The organism is Paenibacillus sp. UASWS1643, assembly GCF_008693195.1.
Classification (GTDB): Bacteria; Bacillota; Bacilli; order Paenibacillales; family Paenibacillaceae; genus Paenibacillus; species Paenibacillus amylolyticus_B.
The window spans coordinates 358,072-380,362 of sequence record NZ_VXKZ01000113.1 but is presented as its reverse complement, the minus strand read 5'-3'; the positions used below and the strand labels follow the sequence as shown (position 1 = coordinate 380,362).

Annotated in this window: 12 protein-coding genes; 9 read left to right on the top strand and 3 right to left on the bottom strand. The window is 47.1% G+C overall.

Annotation, left to right across the window (positions count from 1 at the left end; translation table 11 throughout):
* Positions 1-54 precede the first annotated feature (54 nt).
* The 4 genes from FE296_RS21915 to FE296_RS21900 all read left to right on the top strand — a co-directional run bounded on the left by FE296_RS21915 (position 55) and on the right by FE296_RS21900 (position 7,116).
* Entirely contained in the window at positions 55-894 is an 840-nt protein-coding gene (locus FE296_RS21915) for a MetQ/NlpA family ABC transporter substrate-binding protein (RefSeq protein ID WP_167483766.1), read from the top strand.
* 464 nt (positions 895-1,358) lie between these two features.
* The gene (locus FE296_RS21910) at positions 1,359-3,317 is read left to right on the top strand and encodes a methyl-accepting chemotaxis protein (RefSeq protein ID WP_167483776.1); all 1,959 of its coding nucleotides are present in this window, start codon (positions 1,359-1,361) and stop codon (positions 3,315-3,317) included.
* A 71-nt stretch (positions 3,318-3,388) separates the two neighbouring features.
* On the top strand, positions 3,389-3,694 hold the full coding sequence (locus FE296_RS21905; protein ID WP_036672654.1) for a PAS domain-containing protein: 306 nt from the start codon (positions 3,389-3,391) through the stop codon (positions 3,692-3,694).
* 230 nt (positions 3,695-3,924) lie between these two features.
* Positions 3,925-7,116, top strand: coding sequence for a hybrid sensor histidine kinase/response regulator (locus tag FE296_RS21900; RefSeq protein ID WP_190945429.1), 3,192 nt, complete (start codon positions 3,925-3,927; stop codon positions 7,114-7,116).
* Between the two features lie 21 nt (positions 7,117-7,137).
* Here FE296_RS21900 and FE296_RS21895 read toward each other — a convergent pair whose 3' ends face one another.
* Together FE296_RS21895 and FE296_RS21890 are read right to left on the bottom strand one after the other, a co-directional pair.
* A complete protein-coding gene (locus FE296_RS21895) occupies positions 7,138-7,812 on the bottom strand; it encodes a response regulator transcription factor (protein WP_091034665.1) in 675 nt (224 codons plus the stop codon).
* A gap of 134 nt (positions 7,813-7,946) precedes the next feature.
* Positions 7,947-8,810 carry a helix-turn-helix transcriptional regulator gene (locus tag FE296_RS21890; RefSeq protein WP_150366300.1) on the bottom strand — a complete coding sequence of 288 codons (864 nt, stop codon included), beginning with the start codon at positions 8,808-8,810 and terminating at the stop codon, positions 7,947-7,949.
* Between the two features lie 138 nt (positions 8,811-8,948).
* Between FE296_RS21890 and fabF the strand changes: the two genes are divergently transcribed.
* Entirely contained in the window at positions 8,949-10,187 is a 1,239-nt protein-coding gene (fabF, locus tag FE296_RS21885; RefSeq protein ID WP_150366299.1) for a beta-ketoacyl-ACP synthase II, read from the top strand.
* Between the two features lie 121 nt (positions 10,188-10,308).
* Here the strand turns inward: fabF and FE296_RS21880 are convergent, their stop codons facing one another.
* Positions 10,309-11,538 carry a nitrate/nitrite transporter gene (locus FE296_RS21880; RefSeq protein WP_150366334.1) on the bottom strand — a complete coding sequence of 410 codons (1,230 nt, stop codon included), beginning with the start codon at positions 11,536-11,538 and terminating at the stop codon, positions 10,309-10,311.
* 424 nt (positions 11,539-11,962) lie between these two features.
* On the opposite strand from FE296_RS21880, the gene nirB reads away from it, so the two are divergent.
* From nirB to FE296_RS21860, 4 genes are all read left to right on the top strand, one after another.
* Positions 11,963-14,131 (top strand): nitrite reductase large subunit NirB, encoded by a 2,169-nt coding sequence (nirB, locus tag FE296_RS21875; protein WP_150366298.1) that lies wholly within the window; start codon positions 11,963-11,965, stop codon positions 14,129-14,131.
* Positions 14,132-14,170: 39 nt separating this feature from the next.
* Positions 14,171-16,303 carry an assimilatory nitrate reductase catalytic subunit NasC gene (gene nasC, locus FE296_RS21870; protein ID WP_150366297.1) on the top strand — a complete coding sequence of 711 codons (2,133 nt, stop codon included), beginning with the start codon at positions 14,171-14,173 and terminating at the stop codon, positions 16,301-16,303.
* A gap of 341 nt (positions 16,304-16,644) precedes the next feature.
* On the top strand, positions 16,645-17,064 hold the full coding sequence (locus FE296_RS21865) for a hypothetical protein (RefSeq protein ID WP_150366296.1): 420 nt from the start codon (positions 16,645-16,647) through the stop codon (positions 17,062-17,064).
* A gap of 23 nt (positions 17,065-17,087) precedes the next feature.
* Positions 17,088-22,058 carry a DUF4132 domain-containing protein gene (locus FE296_RS21860; RefSeq protein WP_150366295.1) on the top strand — a complete coding sequence of 1,657 codons (4,971 nt, stop codon included), beginning with the start codon at positions 17,088-17,090 and terminating at the stop codon, positions 22,056-22,058.
* Positions 22,059-22,291 lie beyond the last annotated feature (233 nt).

The following is a 22,291-nucleotide window of genomic DNA, read 5'->3' as shown; positions in this document are numbered from 1 at the left end:
CGTGCATTATTACGAATAACCAATACAGATTATACGATGAGGGGTAGACATGAAATGAAAGTAAAAATGATGCTCATGTTGCTTGCAGTAATGCTGGTTGTAGCTGCTTGTGGCAAAAAAGAAGAAACACCTGCGGCTGAAGGAACAAAGGAAGACACACAAGCTGCACAAGAAGTTACGTTGAAAGTAGCTACGTTGATTCCACCGATGACAGATGTTCTGGATATTGTTAAACCGCTTTTGAAGGAAGATGGCGTCAACTTGGAAGTTGTTGTTTTATCAGATAACGTTCAACCAAATACAGCACTCGCGAATAAGGAAGTGGATGCGAATTTCTTCCAACACGTACCTTACATGACCCAGTATAATGAAGCGAACAATGCCAATCTGGTGGCTGTACAGCCTATCTATAATGCCATCTATGGCGGCTACTCCAAGAAGTATAAAACGATTGAGGAATTGCCAGAAGGTGCAACGATTGCAATTGCAAACGATCCTTCCAACATTGGTCGCTCTCTTGTGATGCTGGAGCAGAACGGTTTGATTAAGCTGAAAGAGGGCGCAGGTTTTAACGCCACACAGGCAGACATTACCGAGAATACAAAGAATTTCAAGTTTGAGGAAGTGGATTTGTTGATGCTGGCTCGCATGATGGATGATGCTGATTTGGTAGCCATGACACCGGCATATGCCAGTCCTCTCGGTCTTACACCGAAGAAAGATGCATTGTTAACCGAGAAGGATGATTCCCATTTTGCCATCACCATGGTTGCCCGTGAGGATAATAAGGACTCCGAAGCGATCCAGAAGCTGGCTAAACGTATGGCGGGTCCAGAGGTCAAAGCCTTCTTCGAAGAGAAATATGCAGATATTGCGATCCCGGCATTTGAATAGAGAATACGTTGGTCCAATGTAAATAACCTTTAGATCTGAGCGATAACGCTTGGATCTTTTTTTTTGTCATCTGCATGCTTATTAATAAGTATTTAGAAAGTTAACAATTTGGTCATATCCCCGGAACACTTTATTTAATAGTTTTTTCGTATAATTTGTTTGAAAATAGTTCTTTAGGATTATAAATGAAGAGATTTGTTCGAGTTTTTTGGTGTAATGAGTGTTTTTCACAAGAAGTGAGACCTAGTTTTTTGAAAAGATGGTTTACAATCTGTGAGAGCTTTACAAGAGCTATATAAGTTGTATGAATCATTCAGCGATTGGCAGGTTGTTCTGTCACCGGAGTGGCAAGTGTAAATAATCACTAGTTCAACTTATAAGTAGATCAAGTAAAACTAAAATTTATCTGGAAGAGGTAGAGAAATTTGTCCCGAAAAAATAGCAAATCGACCTGGTTCAACAAGATGCATAAGAACTTTAAGACCAAGCTGGTGGTGTCCTTTATTGCTTTCCTGGCCATTCCTTCGTTAAGTATTGGAGTTTTATCGTATAACAGTGCAAAAGATGAAGTGGAGAAGCAAATTTTACATAGTGCGATGGAAAATGTGAACCTTGCCAGTGCAACGATAGATCTTTCAGTCAATGCCAAGCGGAATCACATTGAATATTATGCGAATACACTTGCAGAGCAATTACGTCAAGATGATGCAGAGGTTCGGGTTGTGAACGAATTGAAGGGGTACGCTGCACAGAACAAAGACATCATCACCATAGGTGTGGGCACAGAAGCCGGTGTGTATCTGATGTCCTCTGATGCAGAGATGCCCAAGGATTACGATCCCCGAGTAAGACCATGGTATACCGAAGCAATGGGAAATCCAGAGCAGGTCATTGTTACAGACCCTTATATTTCTGCCGAGACAAAAGAGATAACCATTACGATTGCCAAGGCATTGGAAGACCAATCGGGTGTGGTCCAATTGGATCTCAATCTGGCGGACATTAGTCAATTGGTTAGCGGAATTAAAGTAGGAGAAAAGGGGCATCTGATTCTGCTGGATGCCAGCGAAAAGTATATCTATCATCCGACGATGCAACCTGGAACAGATGCAAAAGAAGATTTTTGGACACAAGTGTATACGAATGAATCCGGTAACTTCAACTATACCTTTGATCAGGTTGATAAGGTCATGTATTACGCCACGAATGCATCCACGGGATGGAAGGTCGCAGGCACCATGTTTTCTTCTGAAGTAGAGGATGCCGCTGCGCCTATTCTGAATCGAACGATTATGGTCATCGTTTCTTTTCTTGTCATCGGGATTTTGATCATCTGGCTGGTGATGCGATCAATTGTTAAACCGATTCGTCAGTTGAAGGTTCAGGCGATTCAGGTGAGCGAAGGGGATCTAACCCAGAACATTACAAGCACAAGTAATGATGAAATAGGTGAACTGAGTGAGGCTTTTGGCAAAATGCAGAGCAATCTGCGTGTGTTGATACAAAATGTGGAGAACAGCGCCAGTCAGGTAGTCATCTCATCGGATGAAATGACTCAGAGTGCGGAATCAACCAGTGCAGCCAGTGAGCAGGTAGCGCGAGCCATTCAGGAAATTGCGAGTGGTGCGGAGAAACAGACCCAGGGTATTGAACATAACCATCAGGCCATGAATGAAATTACGATTGGTATTACAAGAATCGCCGAACGTTCCATACACGTCGCTGATTTGGCGAAACATACAACCGTACAAGCAGAAGAAGGCGGCAACACCGTCAAACAGACGGTGAGTCAGATGCAATCGATTCAAGAGACGGTAGAACAGACAAACCAATTGATTCAGGCGTTATATGAACGATCACACCAAATTTCAGCGATCACGGAGTTAATCGGAAATATAGCCAAACAGACAAACCTGCTCGCGCTGAACGCATCCATTGAAGCTGCTCGTGCAGGTACACATGGCAATGGATTCGCTGTTGTAGCAGCAGAGGTTCGCAAGTTGGCAGAGCAATCCGGGCAGTCCGTCAATGAAATCACCGTGCTGACTACGGCGGTACAGGAAGATATGGCTGCTTCCGTTCGCATGATGGAGAAGGTGACTTCAGAGGTTGGAGAGGGCATGGACATCTCTACAGAAGCGATTCGGAAGTTTGAACGTATTCTGGATAGCATGCGGGAAACGACACCTCAGATTGAAGAGATTGCTGCCACGTCGCAAGAGATCACAGCAGGTGTACAGGAAGTATCTGCTGTATCCAATGAGTTGGCAGGCATTGCGTCAGGCAACGCCGCAACTTCCGAAGAAGTGGCCGCTTCCTCAGAGGAGCAACTGGCAGCGATGGAGCAGATTTCTTCATCGGCTCGTGGCTTGTCTACCCTGGCTGAAGAGCTGCAGCGCCTGATTAGACAGTTTAAGTATTAAACGGGATCGTAGAAGAGAGTAACACACAGGGACAGCATCACATCATGTTTCATTAGAGGGAGTGGACAACCATGCAACTGGAACTCAAAGCCTTCTTACTGCTAACGGATGCGGTCATGATTACAGATGAGGAGGGTGTGATTCTGGATGTGAATTCCGTTTATGTAACCAAAACAGGATTCTCACGGGAGAGCACCATAGGTCAGCCTGCCCGATTGCTAATGGATACCCACTGGAGAGGAAATCAGACCTGGTCCGGCGTAGCCAAACTGATGAAGGCCGATCAGGAAGTGTGGGAAGCCCAAGTTACGATTACATCGGTTCATTTGGATGATTCTCTTTTTTATATCAGCATATTTAATGATGAATTTTCATGAAAAAAAATCGTTGTTTGGTGATAAGGTTATGTTAGCTGAAAGTAGTAATTATTTTCAAAAAAATGGTCAATATCGTCAATTGAATAAGGGAGTCCGGCATACTATGATTTGTGTACTGGGGAACTGCGACCATGAATCTGAAAACATTCATTGAATGCATGAAATCCTGAAGTCGTAATGTGGACGGTGACCATTTGCTACGCGATCTTGTATTAAATTTCACGCTAATTTTGATCTTTGTTTTCCTAATTCATCACTATCTGAACCATACAAATGCTACCCGTTCAACATCCATCACGACTCGGATCATTATTGGTATTACGCTGAGCATGTTGGGCACGGCGCTCTATTATTTCTCTATTGTGCTTGAGGATGGTACATTGTTGAATTTCCGGGCCAGTGTTTATCTGCTTGCTGCTTATTTTGGTGGGAGTGGATCTGCTTTCGTTACTTTTGCATTCATGTGGATTTTTCGGATTAATATGGGGCGTAATCCCTTGTTGGAGAACTGGCAGTATGCGTTGACAGAGTTGTTATTTGTTGTAGCCATATGTCTGATCTTTAAGTATATCAGGGGATTTATGCAGAAGTGGTTGTCCGGAGCGTTGCTGCTGATTACTGTGTATGAACTTTCTGTACTAAAGACCTATTCTCCTTCTCTGCTAATGATGGGGCAGATTCTCTTTTTTCAATGTATCTGCTTGCTGTCCGTTATATTATTCCTGTATTATCTGAACCAAAATCATCGATATAGGAGATTGGTCATTCAGAGGGATCAGGAAATGCTGGAGATGCTTCGTATGCAGCCGGGTTTTACTTTTAAAATCCGAAAACAGAACGGAAAATTCGAGTATCTTGTGCTTGAGGGAGAGATGCTCTCCCAACTGGGCTTGGATATGAGTAGTCTGAAGCAAGATTATAAACTGGGCACATTGGATATTTTACCTCAGGAGAAGGTAGAGTTTCTGCGAAAGCAGTTTAACCGGGCATGGGAAGGGGAATCTTTTTTTTATGAGATTGAGCATGAAGGTTACTATTCGCTGGTGAAAGTTCGCCCTCTTCGAGAAGAGGGTGTGGTGAAATATGTCGTGGGATATGGACTCGATATCACGGAACACAGAGCAGTTAAGCGAAGGATTCAAGAAAGTGAAGAGCGATATCGAACACTTGAGCGAGTGTCGGCAGACTGGTTTGTCGGTTTGGATAACAACAGATGTATTGTGTCGGTTAATCAGAAATTTCTGGATGTGCTCGGTCTCGGCAGGCAGGAGGTGATTGGGCGTCAGCTTGAAGAATTGTTGTTCATTGAGCAGCTGGAGAACTGGTTATTCGTTTTCCAAAAAGCCTTACATCATAATATAGCACAGGATACGGAACTGAGTTTCATTATTGGAGAAGGTCATGAGCAGCATGTTCGGGTTCACCTATACCCTGTTAAAGTATTAAACTCGAGTGAGAAAATTAAGGCAGTAATTCATGACATTTCGGATCACTATAGACGTGTTAAGGCTGACAAAGCAAGCCAGGCGAAGAGTGAGTTTCTCGCATTCATGAGCCACGAGATTCGTACCCCACTGAGCGGCATTATCAACTTTTCGTTATTGCTTCAACGAACAGATCTATCTCCACAACAAAAGGATTATTTGAGTAAAATCAACGCATCCTCTCAAACTTTGCTTGCCCTCGTGAATGATATTCTTGATTTTTCGAAAATTGAGGCAGGCAAGCTGATGTTGGAGAAGGTCTCTTTTTCACCAGAGGAAGTGATCAAACGTGTGGCAGATCAGATTGGTGTGGCTATTGGGCACAAAGATATCGAAGTGATCTTTACAACCGATCCCGATCTGCCATTAACGGTAATTGGTGATCCGTTCCGACTTGAACAGGTGTTATTGAATCTGCTCAGTAATGCGATTAAATTTACGGAGCATGGATATGTAACGCTGCAGGCAGAGGTTCTTTCATTGGAGGCGGAGCGAGTTCATGTCCGTTTTGAGGTAGAGGACACGGGAATCGGAATGTCACCCGAACAATTGGAACGACTCTTTGTCCCGTTTACTCAAGCGGAACCCTCGACGTATCGAACATATGGTGGCTCTGGTCTTGGGCTGGTCATCTGTTACCTTCTGGTCACCTCTTTGGGAGGAAGCTTGCGGGTGGATAGTGTGCTGGGAGAGTACAGTCTGTTTTCATTCGACTTGATATTTGAACTTGCAGATTCGGAAGAAGAAGAGAGTTTTTCCCTGCAGACACACCCTCTCCTATATGGTGCGAATGATGTGGTTATCATTGAAGATGATGAACGGATGGGCGCAAATCTGAAGCAGCTGCTCTATTCATTCGGGATGAATCCGACGCTGTATACTTCTTTGAACCATATGATGGAGAGTGATTGGTATACTCCTGAAGCCGAAGGGGCAAGTTCGATGTTGATCATGTTGGATATGGATGTAGAGGAGACCGTCAACGGATCGTCATGGGACAGTTTCATGAAGCGAATGAATCGAACCAAATTTCAAATGGTGGGTTATACCCATGCTTTTAGTGAAAATGCCCTGTGGAGTGAGGAGAGATCCTTTCGCCCGAATCTCATGATGATCAAACCGATTACACGTCTGGGATTGTTCGAAGTCTTACTTGCACTTCAGGGTGAAGGGCCATTGGAGAAAAAGCGGTTGATAGAATACGATGAATCCTACTTGCTTAAATCCAAAGGGCACATTCTGATCGCTGAAGATCATGAAATCAATCAACTGGTCATTCGGGCCATGCTGGAACATACCGGATTCAAGGTGACGCTGGCAGATAGTGGCACAGAGGTTTTGAAGAAACTGGATGAACAAACATGGGAACTGATTTTGATGGATCTCTATATGCCAGATATGAATGGAATTGATGCAGCGCGACACATTCGCAAGGTGAGGAAATATGATCGTACACCCATTATTGCGCTTACAGCGAATAGTTTAAAAAGCGACCGTGAATTATATCTTGAAGCAGGCATGAATGCCATACTGACTAAGCCCATACATGAACAACAGCTCGCTGACATTTTGGAGTTATGGATTGATCTAAAAGGCATAAGGGAGATCAATGGAATTGATGCAGATAAGGCGATCAGACAGATGGACGGCAAGCCACATATTCTGCAATATGCGCTCACGAAATTCAGAATGGAGTATGGCTCGTTTCAGCAAAAACTGGCGATTCAACTTCAACAACAGCAGATTGCTGATGTCATTCGTAGTGTTCATTCTCTTCGAGGCGTAGCTGCGAATCTGCATGCGGTGGACCTGATGTGTGCGGTTCTCCAATTGGAATCGCTCCTGTCCGGTCCGTTATTCAAAGATGAGGAACTGCGTTCGGTATTGGAGAAGGTACAACAGGAAATTGATAAAATTACCGAGTCCCTGCCATGGTGATCGGAATGAAGCTGTGTTGATTTAAGGTGTGAACTTATATCCTACCCCCCAGATGGTTTGAATGTATTGGGGGTTTTTTGGATTGTCCTCAATTTTTTTGCGAAGCTTGGTAATGTGCACATCGATGGTGCGATCATTAATGTAGGCATCAATACCACGAATGGCTTCAATCAGGGCATACCGACTGTAGACCTTGCCAGGATTGAGGATAAACAGCTTCATGATCTCAAATTCGGAAAATGTCATCTCCACGCGCTGGTTATTCAACAGAACAGTTCTTCGGGCCAGATCGAGAGAGATTCCGGATTCCTGTTCAGTGACAACAGAGCTGTTCAATATGGAGTAGCGGCGCAATACGGCCTCAATACGTGCCTTCAGCTCCTGCATGCTGAAAGGCTTACATACATAGTCATCAGCCCCATCTGTTAATGATCGAATCCGCTCAGAAACCTCGGTTAACGAAGAGATGACAATGATGGGGATTGCTGTATGCTGGCGCATGAGAGAACAAGGATTCTTATTACCCGAATCAGGGAGCATCAAGTCAAGAAGCAGGATATCAGGCCGCGCTTGAAGCTGTAGGAGACCATCTCTTGCGTTATCAACACGGATAACATCATACCCTTCACCTTGCAAATACAAGGATAACGTATCGCCTAACATGTTGTCGTCCTCTATGATAAGCACTTTCGTCATGATATTCCTTTCTGAACCCCCTTCTTGTAGAAGGACTAAGATCCATGAATTACTTCATATACCTGATATTTAAAACATGCAACATGAGGATGTCAAGACTCTAACAAGACTCCAAGAAGGTGAGCGACTCCGATTCAATGCTTGCCAAGATGTGGATCAGCTTCACGCTCGATCAGGCGCATCAGTTTGCGCTCGGTAGCGCTCTCTGGCGCAGGGGTGTAGACACTGCAACGCAGATCGGAACTACCCTGAACCTGCAACGAAGTCAGATCAAACAACATTTTGCCTGCTTTGGAATGCCTGAATTCGATTAAAACGTCCGGGGCACTGCTGACGCTGCTTTGTTTCCAAAGGGTATGAAAATCGGGATGTCTGTTCATCATGTCATCCAGAAATAAATTATACCATTCATCATCAACGTACTGGCCATAGTAAGCACGAAAAATCGCCAGAAATCCGCTAACAAAATCCTCCCAGTTCACCGCGAGCCTGCGAAACTCCTTTCGATCAAATAACAGACTGATCATATTCCGCTGTTCGGGGGCAATCTGTTCAAAATCCATAAAAACATGCCGGGCTGCATCATTCCAGCCGACAATGTAACAACGCCGATCCGAGATCACGGTAGGACAGTGATGAAGTTCTTGCAGAATTTTCTGCAAGGAAGGGTGAAGTTGAACCGGTTCTTCTTCCAGCATGGGCAGCTCTGAGTGATGCTCCATGGCGAGCGAAAACAGATACTTTCGTTCATCTGCAGTAAGCCTTAGTGCTGAAGCAATGTTATCCAACACGGAATGGGATACCTGAATATCCCGACCTTGTTCAAGCCAGGTATACCATGTTGTACTCACTCCTGCCAGTTGGGAAACCTCTTCTCTCCTCAGCCCAGGTGTTCTTCTCCGACTTCCAGTGGGTAAACCGACCGATTCGGGAGAAATTTTGGAACGCTGTGTTTTCAGAAAAGTGGACAATGCCTGTAACCTGACATCGTAGTTCAATCCATCACCTTCAATCCTCGTTATCATGGTAGTCATTATACTATTATAATTGACAACTTGTAATAGGATATTCAAAAGTGCACTATTAGTGGCAGAACATAAGAGTAAGGTAGACAACAGCGCTGAAGGAGGATGGACATGGAACGAGTCGTGATTACAGGTATGGGAGTCATCTCTCCTTTGGGAAATGATGTACATACATTCTGGAATGGATTAATTGAGGGGAGATCAGGTGTATCACCTATAGAACATTTTGATACAGCTTCGTACAAAACCAGAATCGCTGGTGTGGTCCGTGATTTTGATGGTGAAGAGCGTTTTGGACGCAAGGAAGCAAGGCGTATGGATCGATTCGTTCAATTTGCTGTTGCTGCTGCGGATCAGGCTGTATCGCAATCGGGGCTTGTGATGGATGAACTGGACCGTGAACGGGTAGGTGTATATATTGGTTCAGGCATAGGCGGAATCCAGACATTAATGGAACAAGGCAAGGTCCTGTCAGATCGGGGACCTGCGCGAGTCAGCCCAACACTGGTACCTATGATGATATCCAATATGGCGGCAGCTATGGTCAGTATGAGGTTTGGTTGCTGGGGACCGACATTATCACCAGTAACAGCTTGTTCCATTGGAAATACAGCCATTGGAGAGGCTTTCCGGTTAATTCGTCATGGCGGAGCCGATGTCATTATTGCTGGCGGAACAGAAGCGGCTGTAACCGAGGTGTCGCTGGCAAGCTTTGGTAATGCGACAGCATTATCAACAAGAAATGAAACCTTTCAAACAGCAAGTCGTCCATTTGACGCAGGGAGAGACGGTTTTGTCATGGCGGAGGGTGCTGGAATTCTGGTTGTGGAATCACTGTCTCATGCACTGGGGAGAGGGGCAAATATTCTTGCCGAAGTGATTGGATATGGTGCCAGTTCAGATGCGTATCATATGGTAGCTACCCACCCGGAAGGACGGGGTGCATATCTGGCGATGAAAGCATCACTGAAAGAGGCTCAGATTGGACCTGAGGACATTGATGTGATTAACGCTCATGCCACCAGTACGGAGGCAGGTGATCTGTCTGAGACAAGAGCAATTAAGCAACTTTTCGGGTCAGGTGCCTATGATATTCCGGTCACAGCGAATAAGTCCATGACGGGACATATGCTTGGTGCAGCAGGCGGTGCGGAGGCGATCTCACTTATTCAAAGTCTGAGGCATGGCATCATTCCTCCAACCATTAATCAGGAGCAGAGGGACCCTGAATGTGACCTGGATTATGTACCAAACGAAGCAAGAAAAGCGGAGTTGCGGATTGGGATGTCTAATTCCTTTGGTTTTGGCGGTCATAATGCGGTTATTGTTCTTCAAAAATATTCATCTTAAGTAGAAAGACAGCCGTAATCAAAGGAACAGCGCTGCCTGATGGGGCAACGCTGTTTCTTTGGTTACTTATGGATCACTCGTAAACACTGTACCTTGGTTAACGGCCGAGTGGTTGTACGCCTTAGGAAGAGAGGGATGTCGAATCGGCCATGCCTTTGTTACCTCGGCTCAGCCAGCTTACACGCCAGCGGGATTGCATGAAGAGAACAAGGAACAGGGAAGCTGCTGCAATCAGGCTAAGAATGACAAAGCCTGGTGTATAGGATTGATAGCTGCTATACAGTTGACCGAGAATCAGCGGCAGTGCATACCCGCCCAATCCGCCAGCGGCACCTACAATACCTGTCATCAGGCCAATCTCATTGCCGAAACGTTGGGGAACCAGTTGGAACACGGAGCCATTTCCGGCTCCCAGACACATCATACCGAGGAACAACATGACTACTACAACAGGAAGCGGTGGCATGAAGGATACTCCGATTAACATGACACAAGCCCCTGTGTACAGGAATGTTAGCATGCGGGTTCCACCAATTTTGTCCGCCAGGTAACCCCCAACAGGCCGGAAGAAACTGCCTGCGATTACACAGAAGGTGGTAATGTCTGCGGCTCGAACAGGTGAAAGTCCATACTGGGTGTTGAAGAAGATGGTGAGGTAGTTACATAATCCAACGAAACCGCCAAAGGTTACACAATAGAAGGCACAGAATACCCAGGCATCTTTTTGTTTAAGCAGACTTCCGTATTGGGACAATTTCTTGGGTTCAGGCCGGTTAGGGCTATTCTTGGCAAAGAGAGAAAAGAGGATGAATACAATAGCGATCGGTATAATAGCAAGTCCGAACACAACTTCCCAGCTGCCAAAATGCGTAGCCAAGCGATTGGCAAACAACGTTGCGAGTACGGTTCCGCTGTTACCCGCCCCGGCGATACCCATCGCCAGACCCTGATGCTCCTTGCCATACCATTGGCCTGCCAAAGGTAGCGCAGCAGCAAAGGAGGCGCCTGCGACACCGAGCAAGAGTGCCACCACGTACAGTTGGCTTAAAGAGTCGACCCATAACCAGCCGAGTAATAAAGGAACTAAGGTGACAAGCATCCCGATCTGTGCGGTTAGTTTCGGACCTATATAATCAGACATGAAGCCAAGCACTAGGCGCAGGATGGAGCCGCCGAGAATAGGCAATGCGACCAGATTGGCCTTTTCCAGCGGAGTCATCGGATAATCCAATGCAATGACAACTGCGAGTGGACCCAGCATCCCCCATATCATAAAACTGATGTCAAAATACATAAACGCCCCGAAAAGGGTGGGCTTATGCCCGCTTTTCCAAAAACTTTTGCTCTCCATCATTCATCATCGCTCCTCATCCAATTGAGATCTTCGTGATTTGTCTATGTGCGTGTTGAGGCAGAAAAAGGCCGCAATTCGTCCAGATCTGAACGATTTGCGGCCCCGTTGCCGACAGGCGGTACACGTCATTGTGTTCCGCATCTGAGTTGATCACAGCACTGTGATTTTGATTCAAATTATAATCAAGAGAAAATAAGTATGTCAACAAAAATCACATGTGATTTTAAATAATTCAATTTTTAATCGTTATTCGCATTTTTAATGTTAATTTAGTTGACATTAGATTCGGATTCCCTTAATCTGAATCTAATATGAATCTACACAAAGGCGTGTAGATTCCGGAGGCAACGGTGCCCTTTTCCGAATCATGGAGAAGGGATTTTTCTGTTTATTTTCAGGTGAGATAGATAGGGGGCAGCCCATGAGTAGAAGCAAACTGGTGATTATCGGGAATGGCATGGCTGGAATGAAGTGTGTCGAAGAGATTATCGCACTGGAGCCTGATACGTATGAGATTGTAATCTACGGTAATGAACCCCGTCCCAACTACAATCGGATCATGTTATCGAAAGTATTGCAGGGTGAGCATTCGTTACAGGATATCATTATCAATGATTGGAGCTGGTATGCCGAGCATCAAATCCGGCTATGCGCAGGTGAAACGGTGCACCGCATTGATACCCGTGGAAAATATATAGAGACTGAATCCGGATTAAAAGAAACCTATGATTTCCTGATTCTGGCGACAGGGTCTTCACCTTTTATCCCACCGATTCCGGGGATTGATAAAGAGAGGGTCATGTCCTTCCGAACGATTGATGATTGTAACCGCATGTCTGATTATTCCAAAACATATCGCAAGGCCGCAGTCATTGGTGGCGGATTGCTTGGGCTGGAGGCTGCGCGCGGGTTGCTGCATCTGGGCATGGAAGCTGTGGTGGTCCATAACGCACATTACATTATGAACCGACAGTTGGATGAGAAGGCTGCCGCGATGCTTCAACAGGAGCTTGAAGACCAGGGCATGTCCTTTCTTTTGTCCAAAAATACGCAGAAAATTACCGGACGATCGCAGGCGCAGGGACTGCTGTTCACAGATGGTTCCAAGCTTGAAGCTCAGGTTGTCATTGTCGCTGTAGGAATTCGGCCAAATGTGGATCTCGCCAGACGAAGTGGAATCGCTACGAATCGGGCAATCATGGTAGATGACTATATGCGCACCAGTGTACCGGATATATATGCAGTTGGGGAATGTGCCGAACATCGGGGAATCAGTTATGGTCTGGTGGCTCCTTTATACGAACAGGGGAAGGTGCTCGCACGTACGCTCTGTGGACAGGAAACGCCTGAATACAAAGGATCTATTCCCTACTCACAGTTGAAGGTATCAGGGGTTGATGTTTTCTCGGCCGGCGAGATCAGTGGGGAAGGCATGCAGACTGCAATTCAACATCTGGATGGCATTCAAGGCACATATAAAAAAGTGCTGATGCAGGCTGGCAAAGTGCGTGGCGCCATTTTATTTGGAGATACAGCGGAAGGAACGGCTTTGCTTGGACTGGTGCAACGAGGTGCGGATGTAGCGGAATTGGCTCCGCGTGAAGGGGCCCCAGACCCGGCTGAGATGGCTGCTGCGGCATTACCAGTTCAGGAGACCGTATGTGCCTGTAACAATGTGACCAAGGCTGCCATTATGAAGGCGATTCAGGAACAGGGCCTCGAGACGGCAGATCAGGTGAAGGAACAGACGAAGGCTTCTGGTTCATGTGGTGGCTGTCGCCCGATGGTGGCTGCACTGTTGAAACATACGCATAACCTGAAAAATAACGGGGGTACTGAAGTGGAAGCCACACCAGATAAACCTGCTCCAATGTCTGTGTGCAGTTGTACGGCGCTTGGGCATGCAGAACTGAAGGGAATGCTGGCTGACTTTGTTGATCAGGAGACAGACCTAACCTCTATCTTGAAACAACTGGGATGGAGGTCGGAGCATGGCTGCGCGGTATGTCGTCCAGTGATCCACTATTACTTGCAGTTATCCGGTGGAACGATAGTTGCACGAGAGATCGAAGGGCACTCAGAGGTCCAGGTACGCTGGGATGATCAGATCCCGGTTTCATCCTATGCAAGAGATGGTAGGGGGTTGGCTGCACAGCTTCGTGCGAGTTGGATCGGCGCTGCGATGCCGTCGCCGGTGAATATGGGCGTCGCACCAGGGCAAGGTTCGTTGGTGAGCGCACTAGTGCAAGATATCGGATTGCTGGCTTCACCAGCTGGGTGGGAGATCTATGCAGGCGGTCATGCAGAGCATCCGGTCAAACAAGGTGGCTTGCTCGGGGTGGCTGAAACAGAGGTGCAAGCGGCCACACTCGCATCAGCCTGCCTTCAATGGTATCGCCAAACCGCTTGGTATGATGAGCCTTTATGGGCATGGACGGAACGATTGGGATTCATGTCGATTCGGGAAACGCTGCTGGATGACCAACTACAGAAGGAACTTGTTGCGATTCATCATCATGAGCGGGATGTGGCTTCAGCATCCCCGATGAAGCAATTTCTTGAATCTCCCGCGGTGCAGGGCACCGTCTGAAACGAATCAGTATTACAGCTGAAAGGCAGGGATGGGAAAATGGAATTATCGATAACTTCGGAAATGGCGGTATCCAAGCTGTATGTAAAAGAAACACAGTGTCCATATTGCAGTGTGCAATGCAAGATGACAGTTGAAGAGTTGGTTGCACCTGTTGCTGGCCAGAGCCGAGCGGAATATACGGTCCAAGGCGTTCCGAATGAAGCTTCTCAGGGCAGGCTGTGTGTGAAGGGTATGAATGCTCATCAGCATGCGCTCAGTGGTCAACGATTAATGCATCCGCTGATTCGTCGCAATGGTGAGCTTGAACCCTGTTCCTGGGAGGAGGCTGTTCAGACCATCGCAGAGCGGTTTCAGAACTTGAAAGAATCATACGGAGCAGATACGGTCGGAGTATACGGAGGCGGATCTTTAACGAATGAGACAGCCTACCTGCTTGGCAAGTTCGCCAGGGTTGCTTTGGGGACGAAATATATCGACTATAATGGACGATTCTGTATGTCAGCTGCCGCTTCGGCCGGAAGTAAAGTATTTGGGATGGACCGAGGACTGACGTTCCGCCTGTCCGATATACCGAAAGCGGGCTGTATTATACTTGCCGGAACCAATATCGCAGAATGCCAACCTACACTCTTGCCATACTTTAATCAGGCGAAGGAGAATGGGGCCTTTCTCATCGTTATTGATCCCCGCAAGACGGCAACCGCTGCCATTGCCGACCTTCATTTGCAGGTGAAGCCTGGCATGGATGCTCTGCTGGCAGATAGTATGTTGAAGGTGATTATGGATGCCGGATTGGTGGACCCTCATTTTATAGGCGAACGAACGTATGGCTACGAGCAATTGATACAAGGGTTGGCTGATCTGCAACCCGAACAGGCGGCACAAGCATGCGGGGTTGATCTGGCGTTGATTCGTCAGGCGGCAATGGCATACGGTGAGGCAGAGACAGGCATGATCATGACAGCACGTGGTGTGGAGCAGCAGACGGATGGGCATATGGCTGTCAGGCACTTTCTGAACTTGGTGCTCGCGACTGGCAAAATTGGCCGAGAAGGATGCGGATATGGTGCCATCACAGGTCAAGGAAATGGGCAGGGCGGACGGGAGCATGGGCAGAAGGCTGACCAGCTGCCGGGCTATCGATCGATTGAAAATGAAGCCGATCGTGCCTATGTGGCATCCGTCTGGGGTGTGGACCCTGCAAGTCTGCCTGGTAAAGGGGTCTCGGCCTACGAGATGATGGAGAAGGTCCATGATCAGGAGATTCGGGCGTTGCTTGTAATGGGCTCCAACCCAGTTGTGTCCAACCCCAATGTGCGTTTGGTGGAAGAAGGTCTGCGCAAGCTGGACTTTCTGATCGTGGCAGATATGTTCCTGTCGGAGACAGCACGCATGGCTGATCTGGTTCTCCCGGTTACATCTTATATGGAGAATGAAGGTACACTGACCAATCTGGAGGGGCGTGTTCTGCTCCGTGAACAGGGGCGGCCTGCGCCGGGAGAAACGCTCGATGATTGGGATATATTATGCCGGATTGCCGCGCAATTGGGTAAAGCTTCTTATTTTGAATATGACACTGCTGAGGATATCTTTAATGAGCTTCGGGTGGCGAGTCGTGGCGGGGTGGCTGATTACTATGGCATTACCTATGAGCGTTTGCGTAACGAGAAAGGGGTATACTGGCCGTGTTCTGCCCTGGAGGATCAGGGAGAAGGACTGCTGTTCGGTGTACGATTCGCTCACCCGGACGGCAAAGCGGCGTTCACATTTGAATCCAGCCCGGGCTGGAATGATATATCTTCGGAGTTCCCCTTAATTCTCACCAATGGGCGTGTGTTACCTCATTATCTTACAGGGGTGCAGACACATCGAAGTCCGGCACTGGCAGCTCGTGAATTGGAGAACTTTGTTGAACTTCACCCGGCTACCGCTGCCCGTTATCGTATTCACGATGGAGAGTGGGTAGAGATTCAATCGACGTACGGAAGCTTCACGGTTCGTTCGCGCATCAAAGATTCGATTCGGCAGGATACCTTGTTCGTGCCGATGCATTGGGGGGGCATTCAGAATGTGAATCGGGCCACCAGACCAGAGCTAGATCCGTTCTGCCGGATGCCTGGGTTCAAGACAGCAGCTGTAACCATTCGACCTTTGCGATTGGTCAGATGATTCATGCAGGTTTCAGTTTTTAAAGGTTCTCAGGTGTCATAAGCTGTTCTAATAGTAGCTTAGCGGCTGCGCAGTCATATTTATATGAGACTGTGCGGTTTTTTTTGCGTATATGTACGCAAGTAGGTCGTAGTTCCGTGGTTCCACGTAAACATGAGGATTGGCTCATGAATATAGATTGAATTTTAGTTATGATGTTCATTAGGGGTACATATGTACGTGTTTTTGATTTTGTTTTGAGACAGATCGTCATTTCGAGTTAAGGTTATTCCGCATCGTGGTATAGATATCGGGGCTTATGGAAGCTTCTTCAAATAGAGCAGGACAAGGGAGGGAATGCGGTGAACGTATGGATAACGGTAAAAAGTCTGGGCAAGCGCAAGCCGGTACTTGTCAAGCAAGCTGCCGAACTTCCGGAAACAACTCATACGGTAAGGCAGCTCATTGAGAACATGGTGGCTCTGCAAGTAAAAGCGCTTCAGGACAAGAAACAACAGGCTGAATTGCTCGCTTACCTGATGCCGAATGATATTGAGGCGCAGGGAGCGGCGGGAAAAGTCGGGTTTGGCGCAGTATACAATGAGGGTGTTCCTGATCTGAATGTTGCGATGGAGACAGCTATAACCGCCTATGAGGATGGATTGTATAAAGTATTTCTCAACGATGAAGAATTGCAGGAACTGGATGAGTCACTTGTTGTAAAAGACGGAGATAACGTGGTGTTTATTCGTTTTACAATGCTTGCCGGACGTCTGTGGTAGAGAGCGAGAAGGAGGAGAACAGGATGAATCAGGAAGAGCAAGTACAGGTGTATATCGATGGATTGCAGGAAAAAGCCAAGTCGTTAACAGGGGTACAGCTTGAGCTGGCAGGCTATGTTGTGGAGATCGCCGGGTCTACGTATTTGCGTGGAGACGAAAAGATGTTTTTGAATACTGATAAGTTGCTTGGAAGGTTGGCTGCAGAAACGCAGAAACCATTATTCGAGCCACTATTGGATGTGCTCCAGCATCTGGCGGGCGAGTCATTGGTTGCACGATTCCATTATATCGCAGAGCGTGCGACTCGTTTCCCATACAGTAACAACTATGAACGCCGGCCTTTTCGCACATCCGATCCTGAACAGCATGTAGCACAGGTCATTCGCAAACTGATGGGATTGTTCCGTATGGAAATGAAGAATTTCTCCCTGGAAGAATATGTGTCACTTCGTGAGTACAAGCTGGATTATCTGCATGAGATCCGCTGGGTTCTGGCGGATTGTATCGCTTATGAACTGGATCATCAGGGCGGAGATATGAAGCAGGCGCTGCATGATATTATCTATGGTGACAATCAGACGGCGTTGTTAACCCATGAAATGATCAAAGGCATATTCATGAGCGATCAGGCGGATGCCTATCAGATGGTGGGTGAGCTGCTCGTTGCAGCAAGGTTGCAGGAAGGACTGCGCCAAAGCATTGTGGAGCGGATGGATGAAGGGACACTGGAAGCCTATATTTACATATTAAAAATCATTATCGACAACAACCTGATTCGTTTCAGTTCCGTGGTAAGAGCGCTCGCCGTATGGACGGGGATCGGCATAGAAGCAGCCAACCAGCGTGTTGCCGCACAGTTGATTGAACAGGCCTATCAGGCGCTTGTGCAACCAGAAGTACGTGAGGCCTGGCAGCAGGAAGCAAATGCTAACAAACTCTTTATCAGTCTGTGGGCGACAGCGGTCATTGAAGAGAATGAATTGAAGAGCAAGATAATCGAGATTATGGATCAAGGTCAGTTATATCAGAAGATTGTTGCCCAATACGTACTGGCTAACAGCCAGAATAGGGAGCTTCGTTTGGACATTGCACGTCGTTATCTGGAGGCGCAGGATACCGAGTTGATGCACTGGATTGTGACCAACTATGATGCGATGTATATGTACAACTGGAGTTTCGAGAATGGAGAGAATCAGCGTAGCGTCTACGTGTGGCCATTACCTGCTCTGGGAGATAAGGCCTTGCGGCGTAAGGACTTTGATCGGTTCAAACAGATGCTGGCTGCGATTCCAAAAGGCGGGACAGGTGGACCATCGGGTGTACTTGAGTATGTTCACTACCAGATCGATACGGATGATGTAGTCAAGAAAATGTTATATTTGGCTGCATATGATATGGACCCGGAATGGATCGGGGAGGTCATCGCAATCAAGGACCGATTGAGCCCGGAACTGCGCGGAGAACTGCTGTCCCAGTTTGTTCAGCATCCTGATAATGAGGTACAAAGACAGTTTGTGTTTGAGAGTTTGTCTGATAAAAGCATCAGTAACCGGGAGAGTGCCCTCGCCAAGGCGAAGCTGCTCACGTTGACGGTTGATGAGATGAAACAGATGGAGGCGTTGATGAAGCTCAAAACAGGCTCACTTCGTCAGAAGGTCATCCATGTATTGTTACTGCAACCCGTGGACCAATTGGCGGTCTCGCTGAAGCGACTTTTGCAGGCCAAGAGTGAACTGCAGCGCTTGGGTGCGCTCGAATTATTGACCGAGATTGCGGCAGATCCAGAGCGGATAGATCAGCAGGAGCAATTGCAGCCATTGGCGCAGCTGATTGAGACACCCACTGCCAAGGAACAGAAACTGCTGGATAAGCTGACCGATCAGGGGAGTCGTTACACAGCCTCTAATGGATTTGGTTTATTTGATCCGAAGCGACGTGAGCCATTGCTGGATGAGAAGCGTGATCTCAAGGGACATAATCCGAAGGACATCTTTACACTCTCTCTGGATAAGACCAGACCATTTCTGGAGGGACTTAGTGAATTAGTGCATGAACACAGAGATTATGAGTACCAGGTGGAATACTACGCTGGCTACAAAGACACATTGTTAGTCGGAGCGAGTCTTCGCTCCAAGGTTCCATATGGAGAGCGGAATGAAATGAAGCAAATGGAACAGTTTCCGCTTCATGACGTATGGGAGAACTATATTCAACATGCCGGATTTAACAGTGTGGAACTAATGCAGTTGTATATGGGTATACAGCTCCGGGATTTCAATGGCAAATTGAGCGACCATTACAGTTACTTCCATGATCAGTATGACTATGAAGAACTGCAAAAGATTCCGTTACTGGAAGGCTGGCGCAAGACGTTTGCTGATCAGGCCTACCCTCTGGATGACATCGAAAAGCTGCAGCAGATGCTGGATTCGTTAACGTATAAGGATCAGGTAGTGGCACTGATATCGGCGGCATTTCTGGATAGCGATCCGATCGACACGTTTGAGATAGCTGAGAAAACCTGGGCCTCCATCATCGCGAGTATGCCTGCTGATCGACTCGAGAAAGAGTCAGGCATGCTTCATATTCTGACTGGACCTTGGAATTATGTAGTTCGTGGCAAAATCCATGACGACAACAGCTTCAAACGTTTCTTCCAGACAGCTTACCAGTTCACCAGTCTTGTAGAGAGTAGTCAACCGCTGTCTTTACTGTCACTTGAAGATTTCCTGCGTGCGTACCAGTTGAACCTGATTGATGATCAAGAGATATATCGACAGGTGCTGATCGGTGGGAATCGTCTGTTGTTTATTCGGGACTTAACATCCACTCGTACAGAAATGATCGCGAGTGATCCGAAGCTTGTTCAATTGCGAGATGCGGTGGTCGATCGCATTCTGGAGATTGAGCTGACCCGGGGAGAACTCTCTACAGAAGTAAGCACACTTGCCATGAAACTGGATCGAATTGAAGGCATGGAACACTGGGTACATCTGGTTTCTGCGATGGATCAGGATACATTTGTCCGTGGATATATCTATAGCTATGGAGACAACACAACACGTAAAGAGACGTTTAGCTATCTAATCCAGAATTGTCATCCACGGGATGGAGAAGATGAGAAGCGTCTTGGAGAATTGCTCCAGAAGTATCCGGTGAATGAGAAAAAATTGCTGGAAGCAGCCATGTACGCCCCACAGTGGATGGAGATTGTTGCGAAACATCTGGGATGGGAAGGTCTTCGCAGTGCAGCTTGGTACTTCCATGCTCATATCAATGAACGCTTTACTGCGGAGAAAGAAACCATCGTGGCCCACTATTCTCCAATCTCACCACAGGACTTCAATGAAGGTGCGTTTGATATCGCTTGGTTTGAAGAAGCCTATGCTGCTGTCGGGGAGGAACGGTTCAATCTGTTATACGATTGTGCCAAGTACATTTCCGGGGGAGCTAATCACCGCAGATCCCAATTGTTCGCAGATGCTGCACTGGGTAAGCTTCGACTGGACGATATGCGTGAGTCCGTGTCAGACAAGCGAAACAAAGATCATTTGTTAACCTACAGTTTGATTCCATTCGCTGTAAATCGCGAACAGGATCTGCGTGAGCGATACGACTTCATTCAGAAGTTCCTCATGCAGAGCAAACAATTCGGTGCACAGCGCCGTGCCAGTGAAGGTGTGGCATCACAGATTGCACTGGGCAATCTTGCTCGTAATGCAGGTTATGCCGATGTTACGCGGCTGATGTGGGACATGGAAGCACGTAAGTTGGATGAGATGAAGTCCTTCTTTGAACCTCATGCATTGGATGCTGACACGACAGCGCAATTGGTCATCGATGAGGAAGGCCAACCCGAGATGGTTATTGTTAGCAAAGGCAAGACACTCAAATCTGTACCAGCTCGGTTCAAAAAAGATGGATATATCGCTGAACTGAAAGAGCTCAAATCGGATCTGGTGGATCAGTATCGCCGGGCACGGCAGGAGCTGGAACGTTCGATGACTGCTGGAACGTCCTTTACACGTGAGGAAATTGCCAGTCTGATGCAAAATCCGGTTATACATCCGCTGGTAAGAACACTTGTATTCCAGTCAGGTGACAAGACGGGACGATTCGATGTAGCATCCAATGGTTTGGTTGCTCCAGGGCCGGAGGGTACGAACCATACACTAGCGGAACAGGATCAACTGTTGATTGCTCATCCGCTTCATCTGTATCAGAGCGGAAGCTGGAGTGAATTCCAGCGGGATCTGTTCACCCGTCAGGAGCGTCAGCCCTTCAAGCAGGTATTCCGTGAGCTGTATCTTCCTAACGAGGACGAATTGGCTAATGGTACGGTGTCTCGTCGATACGCCGGGTATCAGATTCAACCGAAAAAAGCAGTGGCTCTGCTTAAAGGACGCCAATGGACTGTCAGTTATGAGGAAGGTCTGCAGAAGGTAAGTTACGAGCACAATCTGATTGCGAATCTCTATGCCATGGCAGATTGGTTCTCACCAGCAGATACCGAGGCACCTACCTTGGAGACGGTGCAGTTCTACGATCGTAAGAGCTACAAACCTGTAGCGCTGCAAGATGTACCGCTGACGTTCTTCTCGGAAGTTATGCGTGATATCGATCTGGTGGTCAGCGTTGCACATGTGGGAGGCGTAGATCCGGAAGCCAGCCTGACAACAATCGAGATGCGTCACGTCATTGTGAACGAGTCTTTGCGTCTGCTGAAGATCGACAATGTACGTTTGGACGGGAATTACGCAAGAATTGATGGTGAATTGGGTGAGTATGCTGTTCATCTGGGGAGTGGTAATGTGTTCAAACAAGCCACAGGTGCACTTCATATCGTACCGGTGCACAGTCAGCATCGGGGTCGAATCTTCCTGCCATTCCTCGATGAAGATCCGAGAACAGCTGAGATTCTGTCCAAGGTGATGTTGCTCGCCGAAGATAAAAAGATCAAGGACCCGCAGATTCTTGCGCAGTTAAAGAATTAGAAGTGAACGAACTAGAATTGAACCGCCCCGTGGGGCGGTTTTTTTATTGGTTACTCCGATTTTCAATGTAACTTCGAAACTCAATATAACGAGTGTAGAACAAGAATCATGGATGGAAAGTGGACAATATGGAGCAATTCCAACATAAAGGCAGCTGAAGAACCTGTTAAAAGGGACCTCAGTTGCTTTTATATTTTTGGATTTTTCAATGGACCGGGTTGGTTCCGTTTTCA